Origin of the sequence: Gordonia zhenghanii, from assembly GCF_021738965.1 — a bacterium.
GTDB classification, from domain to species: domain Bacteria; phylum Actinomycetota; class Actinomycetes; order Mycobacteriales; family Mycobacteriaceae; genus Gordonia; species Gordonia zhenghanii.
In genome coordinates, this window is the sequence record NZ_JAKKOQ010000018.1 from 14,123 (window position 1) to 31,354 (window position 17,232).

At 66.5% G+C, this 17,232-nt stretch carries 19 protein-coding genes; 7 read left to right on the top strand and 12 right to left on the bottom strand.

Annotation, left to right across the window (positions count from 1 at the left end):
* Positions 1–2 precede the first annotated feature (2 nt).
* The 4 genes from L5G32_RS17425 to L5G32_RS17440 form a co-directional block, all read right to left on the bottom strand.
* Complete coding sequence (locus tag L5G32_RS17425) at positions 3–230, bottom strand: hypothetical protein (protein WP_237012350.1); 228 nt, start codon at positions 228–230, stop codon at positions 3–5.
* 77 nt (positions 231–307) lie between these two features.
* Positions 308–1,231 carry an alpha/beta fold hydrolase gene (locus L5G32_RS17430; RefSeq protein WP_237012351.1) on the bottom strand — a complete coding sequence of 308 codons (924 nt, stop codon included), beginning with the start codon at positions 1,229–1,231 and terminating at the stop codon, positions 308–310.
* A gap of 120 nt (positions 1,232–1,351) precedes the next feature.
* Complete coding sequence (locus L5G32_RS17435) at positions 1,352–2,512, bottom strand: fatty acid desaturase family protein (protein ID WP_237012352.1); 1,161 nt, start codon at positions 2,510–2,512, stop codon at positions 1,352–1,354.
* Positions 2,513–2,547: 35 nt separating this feature from the next.
* Positions 2,548–3,615: a ferredoxin reductase gene (locus L5G32_RS17440; RefSeq protein ID WP_237012353.1), complete on the bottom strand. Its 1,068-nt coding sequence runs from the start codon at positions 3,613–3,615 to the stop codon at positions 2,548–2,550.
* A 135-nt stretch (positions 3,616–3,750) separates the two neighbouring features.
* Here L5G32_RS17440 and L5G32_RS17445 point away from each other — a divergent pair, with 135 nt between their 5' ends.
* The 4 genes from L5G32_RS17445 (at position 3,751) to L5G32_RS17460 (ending at position 7,798) form a co-directional block, all read left to right on the top strand.
* Positions 3,751–4,374, top strand: coding sequence for a TetR family transcriptional regulator (locus L5G32_RS17445; protein ID WP_237012354.1), 624 nt, complete (start codon positions 3,751–3,753; stop codon positions 4,372–4,374).
* A 54-nt stretch (positions 4,375–4,428) separates the two neighbouring features.
* On the top strand, positions 4,429–5,862 hold the full coding sequence (locus L5G32_RS17450) for a serine/threonine-protein kinase (RefSeq protein ID WP_237012355.1): 1,434 nt from the start codon (positions 4,429–4,431) through the stop codon (positions 5,860–5,862).
* Between the two features lie 43 nt (positions 5,863–5,905).
* Complete coding sequence (locus L5G32_RS17455; protein WP_237012356.1) at positions 5,906–6,802, top strand: serine hydrolase; 897 nt, start codon at positions 5,906–5,908, stop codon at positions 6,800–6,802.
* 219 nt (positions 6,803–7,021) lie between these two features.
* On the top strand, positions 7,022–7,798 hold the full coding sequence (locus L5G32_RS17460) for a hypothetical protein (protein WP_237012357.1): 777 nt from the start codon (positions 7,022–7,024) through the stop codon (positions 7,796–7,798).
* Here the strand turns inward: L5G32_RS17460 and L5G32_RS17465 are convergent.
* From L5G32_RS17465 to L5G32_RS17480, 4 genes are read right to left on the bottom strand one after another with little or no spacing between them, the layout of a single operon-like run.
* A complete protein-coding gene (locus tag L5G32_RS17465) occupies positions 7,795–9,150 on the bottom strand; it encodes a dipeptidase (RefSeq protein ID WP_237012358.1) in 1,356 nt (451 codons plus the stop codon). The genes L5G32_RS17460 and L5G32_RS17465 overlap by 4 nt on opposite strands.
* A 5-nt stretch (positions 9,151–9,155) precedes the next feature.
* Positions 9,156–9,917 carry a pirin family protein gene (locus L5G32_RS17470; protein WP_237012386.1) on the bottom strand — a complete coding sequence of 254 codons (762 nt, stop codon included), beginning with the start codon at positions 9,915–9,917 and terminating at the stop codon, positions 9,156–9,158.
* The gene (locus tag L5G32_RS17475) at positions 9,914–10,369 is read right to left on the bottom strand and encodes a MarR family winged helix-turn-helix transcriptional regulator (RefSeq protein ID WP_237012359.1); all 456 of its coding nucleotides are present in this window, start codon (positions 10,367–10,369) and stop codon (positions 9,914–9,916) included. Before L5G32_RS17475 ends, L5G32_RS17470 begins: the two co-directional genes overlap by 4 nt.
* Complete coding sequence (locus L5G32_RS17480; protein WP_237012360.1) at positions 10,366–11,343, bottom strand: pirin family protein; 978 nt, start codon at positions 11,341–11,343, stop codon at positions 10,366–10,368. Before L5G32_RS17480 ends, L5G32_RS17475 begins: the two co-directional genes overlap by 4 nt.
* 181 nt (positions 11,344–11,524) lie before the next feature.
* Between L5G32_RS17480 and aqpZ the strand changes: the two genes are divergently transcribed.
* Genes aqpZ through L5G32_RS17495 form a run of 3 tightly spaced genes read left to right on the top strand, consistent with a single transcriptional unit; the run spans position 11,525 to position 13,590 of the window.
* Positions 11,525–12,316, top strand: a complete 792-nt coding sequence (gene aqpZ / locus L5G32_RS17485; RefSeq protein ID WP_237012361.1) for an aquaporin Z — start codon at positions 11,525–11,527, stop codon at positions 12,314–12,316.
* A 9-nt stretch (positions 12,317–12,325) separates the two neighbouring features.
* A complete protein-coding gene (locus L5G32_RS17490) occupies positions 12,326–12,727 on the top strand; it encodes a hypothetical protein (RefSeq protein ID WP_237012362.1) in 402 nt (133 codons plus the stop codon).
* 35 nt (positions 12,728–12,762) lie between these two features.
* Positions 12,763–13,590: an alpha/beta hydrolase gene (locus tag L5G32_RS17495; protein WP_237012363.1), complete on the top strand. Its 828-nt coding sequence runs from the start codon at positions 12,763–12,765 to the stop codon at positions 13,588–13,590.
* Positions 13,591–13,640: 50 nt separating this feature from the next.
* Here L5G32_RS17495 and L5G32_RS17500 read toward each other — a convergent pair whose 3' ends face one another.
* Genes L5G32_RS17500 through L5G32_RS17515 form a run of 4 tightly spaced genes read right to left on the bottom strand, consistent with a single transcriptional unit; the run spans position 13,641 to position 17,224 of the window.
* A complete protein-coding gene (locus tag L5G32_RS17500) occupies positions 13,641–15,428 on the bottom strand; it encodes an acyl-CoA dehydrogenase (protein ID WP_237012364.1) in 1,788 nt (595 codons plus the stop codon).
* Positions 15,429–15,447: 19 nt separating this feature from the next.
* Positions 15,448–16,308, bottom strand: coding sequence for an SDR family NAD(P)-dependent oxidoreductase (locus L5G32_RS17505; RefSeq protein ID WP_237012387.1), 861 nt, complete (start codon positions 16,306–16,308; stop codon positions 15,448–15,450).
* Positions 16,309–16,329: 21 nt separating this feature from the next.
* Positions 16,330–16,491: a hypothetical protein gene (locus L5G32_RS17510; protein WP_237012365.1), complete on the bottom strand. Its 162-nt coding sequence runs from the start codon at positions 16,489–16,491 to the stop codon at positions 16,330–16,332.
* 46 nt (positions 16,492–16,537) lie between these two features.
* Positions 16,538–17,224: a hypothetical protein gene (locus L5G32_RS17515; protein ID WP_237012366.1), complete on the bottom strand. Its 687-nt coding sequence runs from the start codon at positions 17,222–17,224 to the stop codon at positions 16,538–16,540.
* Between the last annotated feature and the right edge of the window lie 8 nt (positions 17,225–17,232).

A 17,232-nucleotide genomic window follows, 5' to 3' on the forward strand; every position in this document is an offset into this window, starting at 1 on the left:
ATTCAGGAGTCCTCGCCCCGGTATTGCTCGATCTGCTTGGGCTGCTGCGCCTGCTCGGCCTTCTTCGCGGCGTCGCGCATCTCGAAGCCGTCGGTGATCAACTCGCCGACCTCACGCGCCACATCGACCACTGCAGTCGTGATGATCGTCGTGATGTTGCCGACCCGCGACGCAGTGTTCTGCACCATGTCCTGCATGAAATCCTTGTTGCGCTCTGCCCGACCGACCACGATCGCATCCCTCCGCTCGACGTTGGGTACATCGTATGGGGTCCCGACTCTGCTCGACCAGCGGAGGCCAGCCGCGCCTACAGGAGCTTCTCGGCGAAGGCGACGATCTCGGCCTCGACGTCGTCGCGGATCTCCGGTTCGTTGTGGACCTCGTGTCGAAAGCCCGAATAGACGCGGGTCCGGACGTCCGACTGTCCGCTCGAGACGAGTCTGTTCGCGACGTGATAGGCGCCCTCGCCGAAGTTGGCGACCGGATCTTGGTCGCCCGCGAGGATGAGGACGGGGAGGTCGTCGCGCACCGACGAGTACCAGTCGTCGGCATTCGCCTGGTGATACAGGTCGACGAACCCGCGAACGAAGCGGACGCTCATCGGTGCGCCGAAGTTGTTGAGTGGGTCGGTGCCGTGATCGCGGACGACGTCCTCGTCGCGTGCGACCCACGCTGTGGGGCCTGCACTGTCGCCGTAGCGGGACCCGAACCCGGTGAACAGGGCCTCTACGTAGCGGGCATCGGCTGGGCCACTCTGGTCGGGTTCGGCAGCGAGCGCCGCTCGATCGACGACCGACTCCGCGCCCGGCATCTGTGCCGCGACGCCGCACAGGATGAGTCCGTCGATCTCGATGCGAGAAGCCAAGGGGCGCGCGATCATCGAACCCCAGGAGTGACCGAACACGATGTACGGCAGATCCGGGTACGCCGCACGTGCGAGCCCGAAGAGCGTGACCTCGTCTGCCACGGCAGTCGCTGCTCCGTCGTCCCCGGTCTCGACCCAGAACCCGGATTCGGCTGCCGTCTTTCCGTGGCCGGCATGGTCGTCAGCGACCACAGCGAACCCGGCGTCGAGCAGCGTTGTGATCAGGTGCAGATATCGACGGGAATGCTCGCCGAGGCCGTGGATCAGCTGGACGATCCCGCGTGCCGGCCTCGTCGGGTGATACAGCCAGCCGTAGACGGTGTCGCGGCCGTTGTGGGAGGGGAAGGAGAGTTCGGTGAGAGCCACGAGACGTCCTTTACAGCGGTCTGGAATCGGGATCTCAACGTATCGCAGAAACCAGAAAGACTTCGGCACTCGAATTCGGCCTGACGCCGAATTCGAGTGCCGAAGATTATTCAGTTCGCGTCAGGCCGCGTCGACGGCCTTCTCCCGCTCGATGTTGACGACGATGTCGTTGTCGTCGCGGGTCATCCAGTTGGGAAGCGACAGCTTGGCGATCTTCTTCCACGTCGATCCGAGCTGGTGGCTCAACGAACCCGTGTTGTAGGGGAGTTCGTACTTCTCGCAGATCTCGCGGACCTCGACGGCCATCTGCGGGTAGCGGTTGGCCGGCAGATCGGGGAACAGGTGGTGCTCGATCTGGTGCGAGAGGTTGCCGCTCAGAATGTGGAACAGGCGGCTGCCGTAGATGTTGGCCGAGCCGAGCATCTGACGGACGTACCACTGCCCCTTCGTCTCGTCGACGCACTCCTCAGCGGAGAACGTCTGCGCGCCCGACGGGAAGTGGCCGCAGAAGATGATCGAGTACGTCCACAGGTTACGGATGACGTTGGCGCTCGCGTTACCGACGAGGGTGCTCGCGAAGAACGGGCCGGTCAGCGCGGGCCAGATGATGTAATCCTTGGCGACCTGCTTGCTGGCCTTGTTCCACATGCCCTTCAGCAGACCCTTGACGTCGCTCCACTTGCGCTTGCCCTGAACGATGTTCTCGGCCTCGAGATCGTGGAGCATGACGCCCCACTCGAACAGCACCATCAGACCGGTCGCGTAGGCGAGGTTCCCCAGGTAGTACGGGTTCCACTTCTGCTCGCGGTCCATCCGGAGGATGCCGTAGCCCACGTCGCGATCCTCACCGAGGATGTTGGTGTAGGTGTGGTGCATGTAGTTGTGGCTGTGCTTCCACTGGTCGCCGGGGCACACGGTGTCCCAGTCGAACTCACGCGAGTTGTAGGTGTCCTCACGCATCCAGTCGTACTGGCCGTGCATCACGTTGTGGCCGATCTCCATGTTGTCGAGGATCTTCGACAGGGCGAGCGCACCGACACCGGCCAGCCAGACCGGCGGCAGGAACGGAACGTACATGGCGGCACGGCCGGCGAACTCGAGCTTCCGCTGGACGTTGATGATCGAGTAGATGTATTCGCGGTCCGAGTCGCCGAGGTCCGCGACGATACGTGCGCGCAGCTCGTCGAGGTCGGCGCCGAGTGCCTCGACCTGGTCGTAGGTCAGGTTGACTTCGGTCGTCGGGCGGGTCGGGGTGCGGCGTGCGAGGGGTGAGACAGTCATGGTCTTACGGTTCCCTTCGAAGTGGTGGGTGGTGGTCAGACGTCGATCTCGACGTCGCCGACCGGGGCGTTGATGCAGATCTGGATGTGGCTGTCGGGCTCGGAGTCGAGTTCGCCGGTCAGGATGTTCCGGGTGCAACCGGACGTGCGGACCTTGGTGCAGCTGAAGCAGATGCCCATGCGGCACCCGTATTCCGGGCTCAGGCCTGCGGACTCGGCTTGCTCGAGGAGGGTTCGCCCGTCGTTCTCGGCGCTGACGCCCGATGCGCCGAACTTCACCGAGCCTTCGACCTCGTCGGTGTCGATGACCGGCGAGGCGATAGTGAACGCCTCGGTGTGCACGGCGTCGGCGATGCCTGCCTCGTCGGCGTACGCGCGGACCGCGTCCATGAGAGTCTGCGGACCGCACATGTACACCTGTGCACCGTCGACGGCGACATCGGCGATGTGCTCGGCCGCGAAGTGCTCGGGGCGCTCACCGCGTGTGTAGTGCAGGCGGACGTCGATGCCATCGATGGTGCGGTCGATCGCATCGAGTTCGACGCGATAGGGGACGTCGTCGGCGGTCCGAGCGTAGTGCACGAAGGTGACCGGTCCGGTGTGTCCTTCGGCGACCAACGTGCGCAACATTGAGAGGACGGGTGTAATACCGCTTCCGCCGCTGACGAGGACGATCCTCGCGGGGCGCTGATCGGGGAGTGCGAACGCGCCGTCCGCAGCTGCCAGAGTGACGACCTCGCCGACCTCGAGCGCGTTGCGCACGTGGTTCGAGACGAGTCCGCCGTCGTGGACCGCAACGGTGATCTCGATGTCTCCGCGGGTGTTCTCGGCATTGGTCGGCGAGTAGAAGCGACGCTGGCGAACGCCGTCAATCACCACTCCGACCTCGACGTACTGTCCGGCGCGGTGGCCCTTCCACTGACGCGTGGGGCGCATGGTGACGGTGGTGGAGCGGTCGGTCTGGTGACGGATGTCGATGACCTTGGCTCGGGTGTCCCGCCAGGTGAGCATCGGATCGATGAACTCCAGGTAACGGTCCACCGGGTATGGGGTTGCGGTGGCCTCGACGAGTGATCCGACGAGGGTCGCGATACGGTTTGCCATTAGGGTGTCCTTCGGTCTGTTCGAACTTTTCAGTGAACATGTGTACTCCCATATTCTGTGGGTCCGTACCGGTGTGTGTCAAGGATTGTGAACGTGTCTGCCATCACCGTGGGGGTGGTGAACTAGACTGCTCGCGTGGCAGGAAGCCGAGCGGAAAAGAAGGAACAGACTCGGCAGGCGCTGCTCGATACCACCATCGATCTGGTGGACGACCGTTCGTTCGGAAGCATCAGCCTGCGTGAGGTCTCACGCGGTGCAGGCATCGTGCCCACCGCGTTCTATCGGCATTTCGCCTCTATGGAGGACTTAGGCGTCACTCTTGTCGAGGACGCTATGCGGATGCTGCGCGGAGCGTTGCGCAAGGCGAGGCGAGATCTCGCCAGCCGCGGCATGCCGACGGCGCGCGACTCGCTCGACATCTTGTTGACGAAGGTCCGCAGCGATGAGAAGCAGTTCCGATTCCTTGTCCGCGAACAGCACGGCGGCGTCGCGGAAGTGCGCCGAGCCATCGGCACCGAACTGCGGTTGCTCTCGCGTGAACTCGCGATCGATCTGGCGCGCACGCCCGCGCTGGCGTCGTGGGAGGCCGAGGACCTCGAGATCGCCGCCGACCTGATCGTGACGATCATGATGACCACCGTCGCCGAGCTGCTCGACGGCGACGGTCGAGACGCCACCGAACGCACGTTGGTGGCGCGCGCGGAGAAACAGTTGGTGATGGTGTTTCTGGGGATGTCTGCCTGGCGTCCGAACGAATGACAATTGGCCCGATGCCGGTCACGATTGTCGGACTGATGAGGAATGATCGTCCTCATGGATGTGGGTTCTCAGTTCGGTCCGTACCGCCTCGACGCGCTCGTCGGTCGCGGCGGCATGGGGCAGGTGTTCCGGGCGCACGACACTGTTCGCGACCGTGAAGTCGCACTGAAGCTGCTGCGGGGAGACCTCGCATCCGACGAGACCTTTCAGGAGCGGTTCCGTCGCGAGTCGCAGACGGCGGCGAAACTCGGTGAACCACACATCATCCCGATCCATGACTACGGCGAGATCGACGGCGTCCTCTATCTGGACATGCGATTGGTCGACGGCCGTGATCTGCGCGCCGTGCTGCGCGGCGACGGCCCGATGGCTCCGCCGGACGCGGTGGCCGTGATCGAACAGGTCGCCTCGGCGTTGGACGCCGCGCACGCGGTCGGTCTCGTGCACCGGGATGTGAAGCCGGAGAACGTCCTGATGACGTCGAACGGGTTCGCCTACCTGGTGGACTTCGGCATCGCCCACCATTCGGGGGACGCGCATCTGACGCGCACGGGGACCGCGGTCGGATCGATCGCCTACATGGCGCCCGAGCAACTCGACAACGTCCCGGTCAGTCCCGCATCGGATGTCTACTCGCTCGCAGCCGTGCTTTTCGAGTTGCTCACCGGTCGGCAGCCGTATCCGGGGGACTCGGTGAGTGCCGTCGTGAAGTCGACGGTGCTGTCGGCGGTCCCGGCTCCGAGTTCGATCAGCCAGGCCGTGTCGCCCGCGTTGGACGCAGTGGTCATGCGTGGACTCGCAAAGGCGCCTGCCGACCGGTACGCGTCCGCGGGGGAGTTCGCTGCGGCGGCCCAGGCGGCGATCCACGGCGCTCCGATGAATCCGGCGTACGACGCGACCCAGATCGGTACGCCCCTCCCGGCCAGCACGAAGAACTACTCCGGACCCCAGTCGTTCTCTGGACCCCAGTCGTTCTCCGGACCGCAGCAGATGACGAATCCGATTCCTCCGCAGGGCTATCCGGGGCAGCCGTACGGCGGCGGGTACCCGGGCCCGCAGCAGCAGGACGACAACCGGATGCTGCACATCGTGTTGGCCGTGCTCATCGTCGTGCTCGTCGCGGCGCTCATCGGTCTGGCGGTGTACTGGTTCGGTTTCCGCGATTCGGGCGGTTCGTCGACGGCATCGCCGTCGTCCACGACCACGATCACGAACACCGTCGATCCGCAGACGTCGGCCGTGGCGCCGACGCCGCCGCCGGGCACGTCGTCGTGTGGTGGCGGAGTCGGCGTGGCGACGTCGGTGACGAGTTGTGAGTTCGCCGCGAACGTCGGAGCCGTGTACCTGCAGCAGGGGCCGAAGGGCGAGGCGCGCACGATCGTGGCGTCCAGTCCGGTGACTGGCATGGCGTACACGATGGCGTGCTCGCCGGAGACCGGTGTGGTGGTCTGTCGCGGCGGCAACAATGCCGTCGTCGTGATCTATTGAGCCGCCGACACTGACTGTGAACAGACAACGAGAGGATGCTCGCGTGGCATCGAGGCGTCATACCGCTGGAATCGCACTACTGGCGGCAGTGGTCGCCACCTCACTCGTCGCCTGCGGATCGGGGGATGAGCAGGACTCGGTCGCGACGGTCACCGAGGTCGTGACGGCGACTTCGTCGTCGCCTGCCGCCCCGTCTCCTTCTGTCGGGTCGTCGTCGACGCCTCGGGGGAATGCCAGACTCACGGCGAGTTTCGACGCGTTGACGGTGGCGCAGCCGGTCGGCCTCGCAGTCGCCCCGGTCGGCGGCGGTGACGTGACGACGTTCGGCGACCAGGCTCCGCAGGTCGCCTGGTCGACCATCAAGGTGCCGCTCGCGGTGGCCGCAGAACGTGCGAACGGTCCGAGCCAGGCCGAATCGTCGGCGATCATCAACTCCGACAACGCCGCGGCGGAAACGCTGTGGAGCTCACTCGGGTCGAACGACGAGGCGGCGGCCGCGGTCACCGCAGTACTGCGAGAGGGCGGTGACACGACGACGACGGTTCCGTCGCAGAAGTTGCGAGCGGAGTACTCGATCTTCGGCCAGACGACGTGGCCGTTGGAGAATGCGGCGACATTCGCGGCTAACCTGCCCTGTCTGCCGGACAGCGGACACGTCGTCTCGTTGATGGGGGAGGTCGCAGGCAACCAGCAGTGGGGTGTCGAAGTGATCCCCGCGCGGACGACAGCGGTCAAGGGCGGCTGGGGGCCGAGTGCGTCGGGCGGCTACGTGGTCCGCCAGCTCGGGCTCGTGACTCTGCGTAACGGTTCTCGGGCCGCGGTTGCCATGAGCACGTATTCGCCTGGGGCGTCGATGGACTCGGGTATCGCCGCACTGAACACTGTTGGAAGCTGGGTCGGTCGCCACCTCGCGTCGCTGCCTTCCGGTCGCTGCCGGTAACGGTCAGGCAACGCCCGCGTTGCGGGTGGGCCTCGCCGATTGGCCCCCTTCAGTCCCCCGACTAGTGTTACTGAAGTTGTTGATGTGACCAAAGGGACGTTTGTGATTCGTCGGGCGATTGTGGTTCGTCGTGGGTTGGTGGCGTTCTCGGCTGCCCTGATGCTCGCCGGTGGCGTCGTGCCAGGAGCGGGCAGCGCGGACGCTCTACCGTTCATCCCGATGCCGAATCCGCTACCGCGGCTCTCGCCGCACGCGACGCAGGTCGACCTGCTCAAGAGTTTCAACCGCCGCTCGCGCACGATCACCAAGAGCATTCCTGGTCGTATCGGTCTCGCGATCACCCCGGTCGGCAGTGACGACACGATGAACTTCGGCACCGTCAAGACGGCGCGCGCATGGTCGACGTTGAAGGTTCCGGTGTCGATCGCCGCCGAACGCGCCAACGGGAAAACTGTTGTCGGCGACATCCGTTCGGCGATCCGCGCATCCGACAACGACGCGGCCGAACGCCTCTGGGGCTCTCTAGGCGGCGATGAGCTCGCCGTCGAGCGAGTGTCCGAAGTCCTGAAAGAAGACCACGACGGCGACACCCGCGTCCTGTCGTCGATCTCCCACCCGTCGAGTTTTCCCGGCTACACCGACTGGACTCTCGCCCGCCAGTCGGTCTTCGGTGCGCACCTTCCGTGTCTTCCCGACTCGGGCCGAGTTCTCGGCTACATGCGCACCGTCGAGGCCAACCAGAAATGGGGCGTCAAGACAATGCGCAAGCGCGGTGTCACCACTGCGGTGAAGGGCGGCTGGGGGCCGGTGTCCGACGCAACGGGGAAGTATGTCGTACGCCAGCTCGGAGTCGTCACCACACGGCGAGGCGCATTCGCGGTGAGCATGGCGGCCCTGCCGTCGAGCGGAACGTTCAGCGACGGGACCGCCATGCTCAACCGAGTCGGAAAGTGGATCTCCGGCAAGCTGAACAAGCTGCCGGTGGGCGGCTGCTAGCTCGCCCCGAGACTCGCCAGCACGATCGCCTCGGTGAGGGCGGTCCGGCGGATCTCGTCGGGGTCGACGCTCTCGTTCGGCGCGTGGATGTGGCAGCGGGGCTCCTCGACACCCAACAGCGCGATCTCGGCGTCCGGATGAGCTTCGGCGAGCACCGTGCACAGCGGGATCGAGCCGCCCTGGCCCGCATAGAAGACGCCGTCGACGCCGTATGCCGTCTTCATCGCGTCGGTGAGTGCGGTGTATCCGGGCCCTTCGGTCGCGGCCCTGAACGGGCGGCCGAACGCGTCCGGTTCGAACTCGACTCGCACGCCCCACGGGATGTGCTTGTGTAGGTGTGCGACCAGCGCGTCGTACGTCGGCTGTGGCTCCATCCCGGGCGGGATGCGCAGGTTGAGCATGGCCGAGGCCTGCGGGATGATTGCGGCCGCGCACTCGGCGGTGCTCGGCGCATCCATGCCGATCACGGTGACCGCAGGCCGGGCCCACGCCATATCGGCGGGGCCGCCGCTGCCGAGGATCTCGGTGCCGTCGAGGGCTCCGACATCGGCGCGGAACTGCTCGTCGGAGTAGGAGACGCCGCCCCACTCCTGGGTGTTCTCGACCCCTTCGATGACGGTGTCGCCGCGCTCGTTGCGCAGCGACGCGAGGCCCGCGACGAGGGCGGCCATCGCGTCCGGAGTCGGTCCGCCCGCGGCGCCCGAGTGAACTGCGGTCTCCAGCGCCGACACGGTGACTTTGACGTTCACCACGCCGCGCAGGCTCGTCGTCAACGTCGGGAGGCCTGCGGCGACGTTCCCGGCGTCACCGATCAGGATGAGGTCGGCCGCGAACAGTTCGGGTCGCTGCGTCACAAGGTCGTCGAGGCCCTCGCCGCCCGCCTCCTCTGATCCCTCGATGATGATCCGAACACTGCAGGAGAGGTCGTCGGCGACGGCCCGCAGTGCGGTGAGGTGCGAGACGACGTTGCCCTTGCAGTCGGCGCTCCCGCGGCCGTACCACCGGCCGTCGCGCTCGGTCAGCTCGAACGGCGGCGACGACCACAACGCGCCGTCGCCTGCAGGCTGCACATCGTGGTGGCTGTACAGGGCGACCGTCGGGCTGCCCTCCGGGCCTGCGCGGTGCCCGACGACCGCAGACGATCCGTCGCTGGTCACGATCACCTCGACGTCGAATCCGAGTTCGGCGAACGCATCCCGGACCCAGGCGGCGCTCGCCGCGGACGCGTCGGCCTTCGACGAGTCGAGGTGGACGGACGCGAACGAGACGAGCGTCGCGAGATCGCTGTGCGCGCGATCCATGAGGTCGGAGACGGAGGACGAGAGGGCGTCGGCGGACGGAACCGTGGTCATGCCCTTCAGGATCGCACGAGATCGAAACTCGCGTGCATCTCCCAGTACAGGATCTCGGGCCGGTCGGCGTCGATCGCCGCGGTGACCTGGACGGCTCCGGAGTCGGTGAGCCGCACGGCATCTCCTTCGCCCAATCCGTGCTGCTCGCCGTCGGCGTCCACGGTGACTGCTCCGCGGGCGACGTACAGATGCCCGAACGGCGCTCCGGGCAGGTCGATCGTGGCACCGGGCAGCGGTCGAGCGATGTGTAAGGCGGCGAACCGGTTTGCGATCCGGGCTACGTCAGACCCTTCGTGTTCGGGCCGCCCCGATGCGACGATGACAGGTTGTCCGGACGCGAGTGTGTCGTCGAATCGGTGCTCGGACTGCTGCGGAGGCAGACCGTCGGTGTGTGGAGCCACCCACATCTGGACGACGCGCAACGGCGAGCGCTCCGCACGCGTGGCCGCATTGGTCTCCGCGTGCGTGATTCCGGTGCCCGCCGACATCACGCCCAACGTCCCAGCGGGCAGCGTGCCGGTGTTGCCTGCCGAATCACGGTGTGTCACAGCGCCGTCGAGAACCCAGGTCAGGATCTCCATGTTCTGGTGACGGTGAGCGTCGAGTCCTTCGCCCGCGTCGACGACGTCGTCGTTGTGCATCACCAGCACGCCGTGGGCGTTGTCGAACAGGTCGAAGTTCCCGGTTCCCGGAAACGACTGGCGGGAGGTGAGCCATTCGTTGGCCCAGAAGTGGCGGTCCGCAGACTCGATCACGGTGATCATCAGTGCTCCTCTAGAGCATCGAGGCGAGTGGACAGGCGGGTCATGATGGACTCGAGGGCGGAGCCGTCGTCGGAGGTGAGGCCGGTGTAGAACAACTCGTCGACGTCGCGCCCGTGCCGTGCGGCGGCGGCTGTGAAGGCGTCGAGCCCGGCGTCGGTGAGGCACGCGAACGCGCCGCGGCGGTCGCCGGGAACGGGTTCGCGGCACACCAGACCGCGGTCGGCGAGCGCGCGGATCTGATAGCTGAGGCGGGACGCGGAGAACACCATGCGGCGCGACAGATCGCGCATCCGCATGCGGCGGTCCGGGGCCTCGGCCAGGAGCAGCAGGACGTGATAGTCGCTGAGCGTCATACCGTCCGAGGCTCGCAGCCGCTCGTCGAGGACGGTCTGCACGCGGACGCTGTTCTCGATGAACAGGCGCCACGCGGCGGGCCGGTGGTCGGTCGAGGTCACTTGCCGCTGGCGCGATGCGGGCGGAGCGCATCGGCGGGGACGACGCCCAGGCGGCCGGCTTGGAAGTCCTCCATCGCCTCGATGACCTGTTGTTTCGTGTTCATCACGAACGGTCCGTACTGGGCGACTGGCTCGCGGATCGGCTGTCCGCCGAGCAGCAGGATCTCCATCGCGGGACGGTTCGAGTCCTGGTTCGCGTCGGCGGCGACGGTGATGCGGTCGCCCGCACCGAGGACGGCGAGCTGTCCGCCTTCGACGGGGCGCTTCTCGACGCCGACGGTTCCTCGTCCGGACAGTACGTACACGAGTGCGTTGAAGTCCTCGCGCCACGGCACCGACAGTTGCGCACCAGGCGAGACGGTCGCGTGGGCGAAGACGATCGGCGTGTGCGTCGAACCCGGCCCGGTGTGGCCGTCGAGATCGCCCGCCACGACGCGCACCAGGGCTCCGCCGTCGTCGGAGGCGAGCAGCAGCACCTGTTCGCCCTCCAGATTCTGGTAGCGCGGAGTCAGGAACTTGTCGGCCGACGGCAGGTTGACCCACAACTGGACTCCGTGGAATGCGCCGCCGGACTCGACGAGTTCGGCGGGCGGCGTCTCGATGTGCAGGATGCCCGCGCCTGCGGTCATCCACTGCGTCGCGCCGTTCTCGATGAGTCCGCCGCCACCCGTGGAGTCCTGGTGCTCGAAGCGGCCGTCGATCATGTACGTCACGGTCTCGAATCCGCGGTGCGGGTGCCAGTCGGTGCCGCGGGGCTCGCCGGGCTCGTACTCGACCTCGCCCATCTGATCCATGTGGATGAACGGGTCGAGATCGCGCGGGTGGACGCCGGCGAACGCGCGGACGACAGGGAATCCTTCGCCCTCGTAACCGCGCGGGCCGGTGGTCACCGTGCGGACCGTGCGCTCGGTCGCGGTAAGCGGCGCAGGGGAGATGCGCGGCAGGGTCAGAGTGTCGGCGGTGACGGCGGGCATGATGGCCTCCAGTTCATTAAAATTTGAACAATCTATGGACGATAACAGCGCCGATGCCGAGTCCATTCCCAATCGTGTCCACCGATTCGGCTTGTTCGGCCGCCGTTGGACGCCATACTCGATTCGGGTGGACTGGCGTGATCGCGTCGGTCGTCAGATTCATAAGATTCGGGAGGCATCAATGAGTGACGTGGTATCGACGCCCGCCAAATGGCTGGCCGAACTGTTCGGAACATTCTGGCTCGTGTTCGGCGGCTGCGGCAGCGCCGTCTTCGCGGCCAAGGTGATCGCGGAAGACTCGGGCACCAGCACCAGTTTCCAAGTCGGCATCGGATTCCTCGGTGTCGCACTCGCTTTCGGTTTGACTGTCGTCACCATGGCGTACGCGGTCGGCCACATCTCCGGCGGCCACTTCAACCCGGCCGTGACGCTCGGCGCCGCGGTCGGCGGCCGGTTGCCGTGGAAGGATCTGCCCGGCTACTGGGTGTCCCAGATAGTCGGCGGTCTCCTCGCAGGCGCCGCGATCTACGCGATCGCCTCAGGTAAAGACGGATTCGACGCGACCGGCAACATGGCTGCGAACGGATTCGGCGACCATTCGCCGAGTGGATACAGTCTCGCCGCCGTGCTCCTCGCCGAGATCATCCTGACCGCGTTCTTCCTCATCGTCATCCTCGGCGCCACCGACGGACGCGCGCCGAAGGGCTTCGGCCCCTTGGCCATCGGCCTGTCGCTGACCCTGATCCACCTCATTTCGATCCCGATCTCCAACACGTCGGTCAACCCCGCACGCTCGACGGCGGTCGCGTTCTTCAACGGCGACGGCGCCCCGGGGCAGCTCTGGGCGTTCTGGGTGGCTCCGCTGGTCGGCGGCCTCATCGGTGGACTGCTGTACCCGCTGCTGTTCGAGAACGGAAAGTTCAAGTACGGGTCGTCGGCCACGGCGGACAGCGGAGTCGCCGATCCGTCGTAGGGTTCAGACATGGCTATCAATCCGCCCGAACGGGGCATCCGCGCAGGTGACGATCGGCAGCGGCTCCGGAAGCTCGCCCAGGCGGCGATGAACGCCGACCAGACCGTCGGACAGGTCGAGACGCTGCTCGCCGACATGGGCCCGCTCCTCATGGGGCTCACCAGGACGACGGGGTCGCTCGACGAGACGCTCGCAGGCATGGACGCGACGATCGCCAAGATGGACGCGACCCTGAACAAGGTGGACACGACCGTCGAGCAGATGGCCACCGTCGTCGGACGACTCGAAGCGGTGACCAGCCGCGTGGAGCAGGTCGTGCTGATCGTGGAGGCCGCCCTGCGCCCGATCGGAGTCGTCGAGTCCGCAGGCCGGGCGATCGTCAGCAGGTTGGGAGTCCTCGGTCGCGAATGACTCGACCGCGTGACTGCGCAGGCTAGTCTCGCCAGATGAGCATCGAGACCTCGTCAGTCACCGGTCGTCACGGCATCACCATCGTTTACGACGTCCACCGGCCCGACACGGAGCCGGTGGGCGTCGTCGTCGTTGCGCACGGGCTCGGCGACCACGCCGGTCGCTACCACCACGTCGCGAAGGAGTTCACCGACCGCGGGTACCTCGTCGTCGCACCCGACCAGGCAGGCCACGGCCGGTCCGGCGGCAAACGCCTTGGAGTCACCGACTTCAGTGACTTCACCGCAGACCTCGACACCGTGATCAATGCGGTGGACGTCGACGGACCACGATTTCTGCTGGGGCACAGCATGGGCGGCGCGGTTGCGCTGTCGTACGCCCTCGACCACCAGGACCGGTTGGACGGACTGATCCTGACCGGGCCCGCGTTGGTCCCCGGCGAGGATCTCCCGTCGGTCCTGGTGAAGATGGCTCCGGTGCTCGGCAAGGTCGTGCCGTGGATGCCCGCCACAGCGCTCCCCGCGTCGGGCGTGAGCCGAGACCCGAAGGTCGTCGCCGACTACGAATCCGATCCGCTCGTCTGGCACGGCGGCATCCGCGCCGGACTCGGCGGCGCCCTCATCCGAGAGATGAAGACCTATCCGGATCGCCTTCCGTCCCTGAAACTTCCGCTGCTCATCCTGCACGGCGGAGCCGACGTCCTCACCAACCCCGACGGCACTCGGATGGCGGCGCGCCTCGCAGGCAGCGACGACGTCACGTCGAAGATCTACCCGGGTATGTTCCACGAGATCTTCAACGAGCCCGAGCAGGACGAGGTCCTTGAAGCCGTGACCGACTGGGTCGTCGCGCACACGGTCTGAGGGTGGGGAGGCTCGATCGGCGAGAAGGGAAGCTCGATCGGCGGGTGGCGCTACAGCCAGCTCGGGTCCGTGTCGATGGTGGTGCGGTCGAGGGACTCGAGTAGGTCGAACTGGACGGCGGTCTTCGGCAGTTCGTAGGCGAAGAAGTAGCGGGCGGCTGCCCGCTTGCCCTGATAGAAGGCGTCATCGGGCGAGGCGGCGGCGTCGGCGGCGAGCACCTGCTCGAGCCACATCCACGCGATGACGACGTGACCCGCGGCTTCGAGGTAGACAGTCGCGTTGGCCAGCGCCAACTTCGGGTCGCCCGGCGCCCACACCGCTGCGGTCGCCTGGCCCAGACGGCCCACCGCGTCGGCCAACGCTTCGGCGTGCCCGGCGGCCTCGTCGCCTGCGTCCCGGCCCTTCGAGATGGTCCGCCCGATCGTCTCGACGAGGATCGCGAGACCCTCACCGTCGTTCATGACCACCTTGCGGCCCAACAGATCCAGGCCGTGGATGCCGTGCGCGCCCTCGTGGATCGGATTGAGTCGGTTGTCGCGGTAGTACTGTTCGACGTCGAATTCCTTGGTGTACCCGTAGCCACCGTGCACCTGGATGGCGAGGCTGTTGGCCTCGAGGCACCACTGACTCGGCCAACTCTTGGCGATCGGCGTCAACACCTCCAGGAGTAGGTGAATGCGTGCGCGTCGGTCGGGGTCGCCGGTCTGCTCCTCGTCGAGCAACGACGCGCAGTACAGCAGCAGCGCGAGGGATCCCTCGACGTACGACTTCTGGGCAAGCAGCATCCGGGCGACGTCCGGGTGCTCGATGATCGGGATCGGCGCCGACTCGGGATCCTTGGCGTCGACGGGACGGCCCTGCGCGCGGACCTTCGCATACGCCAACGACGCGCGATACCCGGCATGACCGAGTGCAGTCGCGAGGAAACCGACACCGATGCGGGCCTCGTTCATCATGTTGAACATGTACTTCAGGCCGTGATGCTCTTCGCCGACCAGATAGCCGACCGCGCCGGCCGTCGATGCGTCGCCGTAGGTCCCGTCGCCGAAATTGAGGAGCGTGTTGGTGGTGCCGCGGTTGCCCATCTTGTGGTTCAACCCGACGAGCGCGACGTCGTTGCGAGTGCCGTCCGGCAGGAACTTCGGGACGATGAACAACGAGATGCCCTTGACGCCTGCGCCGCCTCCCGGAGCCTTCGCCAACACGAGGTGCACGATGTTCTCGGTGATCTCGTGGTCGCCGCCGGAGATCCACATCTTGGTTCCGGTCACGCGGTAGGCGCCGTCGTCGGCGGGCACCGCCTTCGTGGTGATGTCGGCCAGCGACGATCCCGCCTGCGGTTCGGACAGGCACATCGTTCCGAAGTAGCGGCCCTCGAGCATCGGGCGGACCCAGGTGTCGATCTGTTCTGGGGTGCCGTAAGTGGTCAGCAGGTTCGCGTTGCCCGCCGTCAAGAACGCGTACGACGACGTGGGCGCGTTCGCCGCCTGGAAGAACGTCATCGCTGCGCGTGAGACGGTGTTCGGCAGCTGCATGCCGCCGAGCTCCTCGTCGAAGGTTCCGGCCATGAGTCCGGCCTCGCCGTACGCCGACAGTGCGCGGCCGATCTCCGGTAGCAGCACCACTGTGCCGTCGTCTCCGACATACGGCTCGGTCTGGTCCGACATCTTGTTGTGCGGCGCGAACAGCTTGGTCGCCATGTCTTCGGACAGGTCGAGGACGGCGTCGAATGTCTCGCGGGAGTGCTCGGCGAAACGTGGTCGCGATGTCAGCGACGTGACGTCGAGCCATTCGTGCAGCAGGAAGTCGATGTCACGGCGATCGAGGTGCTCGGTCATACGGTGATCATACGAGGCGTCAGATGCCGAGCCGGCCGACGATGCGTCCCACCGCGCGAGGCGAGAGGCCGCCGATCGCGCGGAGAACCGACGCGTACCGCGGATACAGATGTGCGGGGCGCTCGGTGACGGCCCGCAGAATCCACTGGGCGGCCTGCTCGGGGCGCAGCGCCGGAGCATGGTCGTACGACGACGTCGGCGCGATCATCGGTGTGCGTACCAGCGGGAAGCCCACTTCGGTGACGGTGACACCGGTGCCCGCGCACTCGGCGTCGAGTGACTGGCCGAAGGCCGCGAGTGCGGCCTTTGATGCGTGGTACGAGCCGAACTTCGGCATAGACCCCGCGTGGACGCCCCAGGTGACCACGTTGACGATCTGTCCGTGCCCGGCGTCGATCATCGCGGGAAGCAGGCCGAGGGTGAGCGAGACCGGGCCGAAGTAGTTGACGGCCATCGTCCGCTCGTAGTCGTGAAATCGGTCGACGGCATCCATCGTCGACCGGCGGATGGACCGTCCCGCATTGTTCACGACCACATCGGGGGTGCCGAAACGCTCGAGGACGTCCGCTGCGAGGCGTCGCGCGTCGTCGGGGTCGGAGAGGTCTGCGGTGAGCATGTGTGCTGTTCCGCCTGCATCGGTGATCCGGTCGCAACTCTCCTGGAGCGACTCGATGCCGCGGGCGACGAGGACGAGTGTGGCCCCGTGCTCCGCGAGCAACTCTGCTGCAGCGGCGCCGATTCCGGACGACCCGCCGGTCACGACGATCGTTCGGCCAGTCAGGTCGGTACGCGAGTCCGGGAGAATCGAACGCACGCGTTCGGTGAGTCCGCGTGACGGACTCAACACGAAGTCACGGGGTGCGGCGAGCACCGAATCTATTGCACGAAGCCCGAACACGGGTCACTTGTGATCTTTGATCACATCGCGCACCTCGTCGGCGGTGATGTTCTTGGCGACCAGTTTGCCGTTTTTGACCTTGCGGACACTGTACTTGCCGGTCTTCTTACCTGTGGCGACGTGAAGGCCTGCCTTCTTCGCCTTCTTGTTGAGATCTTCCAGCACGTCTGGATCGTAGCCTGTGAAAATGAACAGCCTCGACGGGTTGCCCTTAACCGGCCTCGATCGCGGCCTGCACGCGTCGTTCGAGTGCGGCGGCACCAGCGGTGGGGAGCGCGATCAGACCGTCGAGTTCGGACCGTGCACGGGCGTAGGCCTGCCGTCGTTCTTCGCCGGAGGCCGCGTCGTTCATCGCGAGCGCGAGCAGTCGTTGGGCGCGGGCGAGTCGCTCCTGTTCGACGGGACTGAAGTCGTTGCGGCGTCGTCGTTTCGCCTCCTGTTCGGCGACAGCGAGCGACGTCGAGTACGCGTGGACGGCATCTCGGTACGACCGGACGGCGCCCTGGTCGGTCGAGTCGGGCGCCGGACGTAGGAGTTCGGCCCGACTCCGGTCGCGGTGGAACGTCTCGGTGAGCGGTTCGCGGAGGTCGACGAGCATCGGATAGTCGAGGAGCGTGGCGAGGTCGGTCTCGTAGGCGAACCACGTCTCATCGGTCCGCTCGTGCTCCGCGGCCGCCGCCGCGAGCTCGGCCTGGACTGCGGCCGAGTCGACTCGGCCGCGGCTCTCGGCTTCGGCGCGCGCCACCGACGCCTCCTGCTTGATCCGGTACCGCTCCAGCCGCCGCTGCGCTCGACGTTCGTTCCAGGCTCCGATGCCGCGTGTCACGCCGCCGACCGAACCGCCGACGACGAAGATCAGCCACCAGTAGTCGCCGATAGCGTTCCATATGCCGCCCATGGTTCGAG

Bases quoted from the DNA above. Each gene is read 5' to 3' on its own strand.
- L5G32_RS17435 (WP_237012352.1), bottom strand. From the start codon at position 2,512: ATGACTGTCTCACCCCTCGCACGCCGCACCCCGACCCGCCCGACGACC.
- L5G32_RS17440 (WP_237012353.1), bottom strand. From the start codon at position 3,615: ATGGCAAACCGTATCGCGACCCTCGTCGGATCACTCGTCGAGGCCACC.
- L5G32_RS17450 (WP_237012355.1), top strand. From the start codon at position 4,429: ATGGATGTGGGTTCTCAGTTCGGTCCGTACCGCCTCGACGCGCTCGTC.
- L5G32_RS17460 (WP_237012357.1), top strand. From the start codon at position 7,022: ATGCCGAATCCGCTACCGCGGCTCTCGCCGCACGCGACGCAGGTCGAC.
- L5G32_RS17465 (WP_237012358.1), bottom strand. From the start codon at position 9,150: ATGACCACGGTTCCGTCCGCCGACGCCCTCTCGTCCTCCGTCTCCGAC.
- L5G32_RS17480 (WP_237012360.1), bottom strand. From the start codon at position 11,343: ATGCCCGCCGTCACCGCCGACACTCTGACCCTGCCGCGCATCTCCCCT.
- aqpZ (WP_237012361.1), top strand. From the start codon at position 11,525: ATGAGTGACGTGGTATCGACGCCCGCCAAATGGCTGGCCGAACTGTTC.
- L5G32_RS17490 (WP_237012362.1), top strand. From the start codon at position 12,326: ATGGCTATCAATCCGCCCGAACGGGGCATCCGCGCAGGTGACGATCGG.
- L5G32_RS17495 (WP_237012363.1), top strand. From the start codon at position 12,763: ATGAGCATCGAGACCTCGTCAGTCACCGGTCGTCACGGCATCACCATC.
- L5G32_RS17500 (WP_237012364.1), bottom strand. From the start codon at position 15,428: ATGACCGAGCACCTCGATCGCCGTGACATCGACTTCCTGCTGCACGAA.
- L5G32_RS17515 (WP_237012366.1), bottom strand. From the start codon at position 17,224: ATGGGCGGCATATGGAACGCTATCGGCGACTACTGGTGGCTGATCTTC.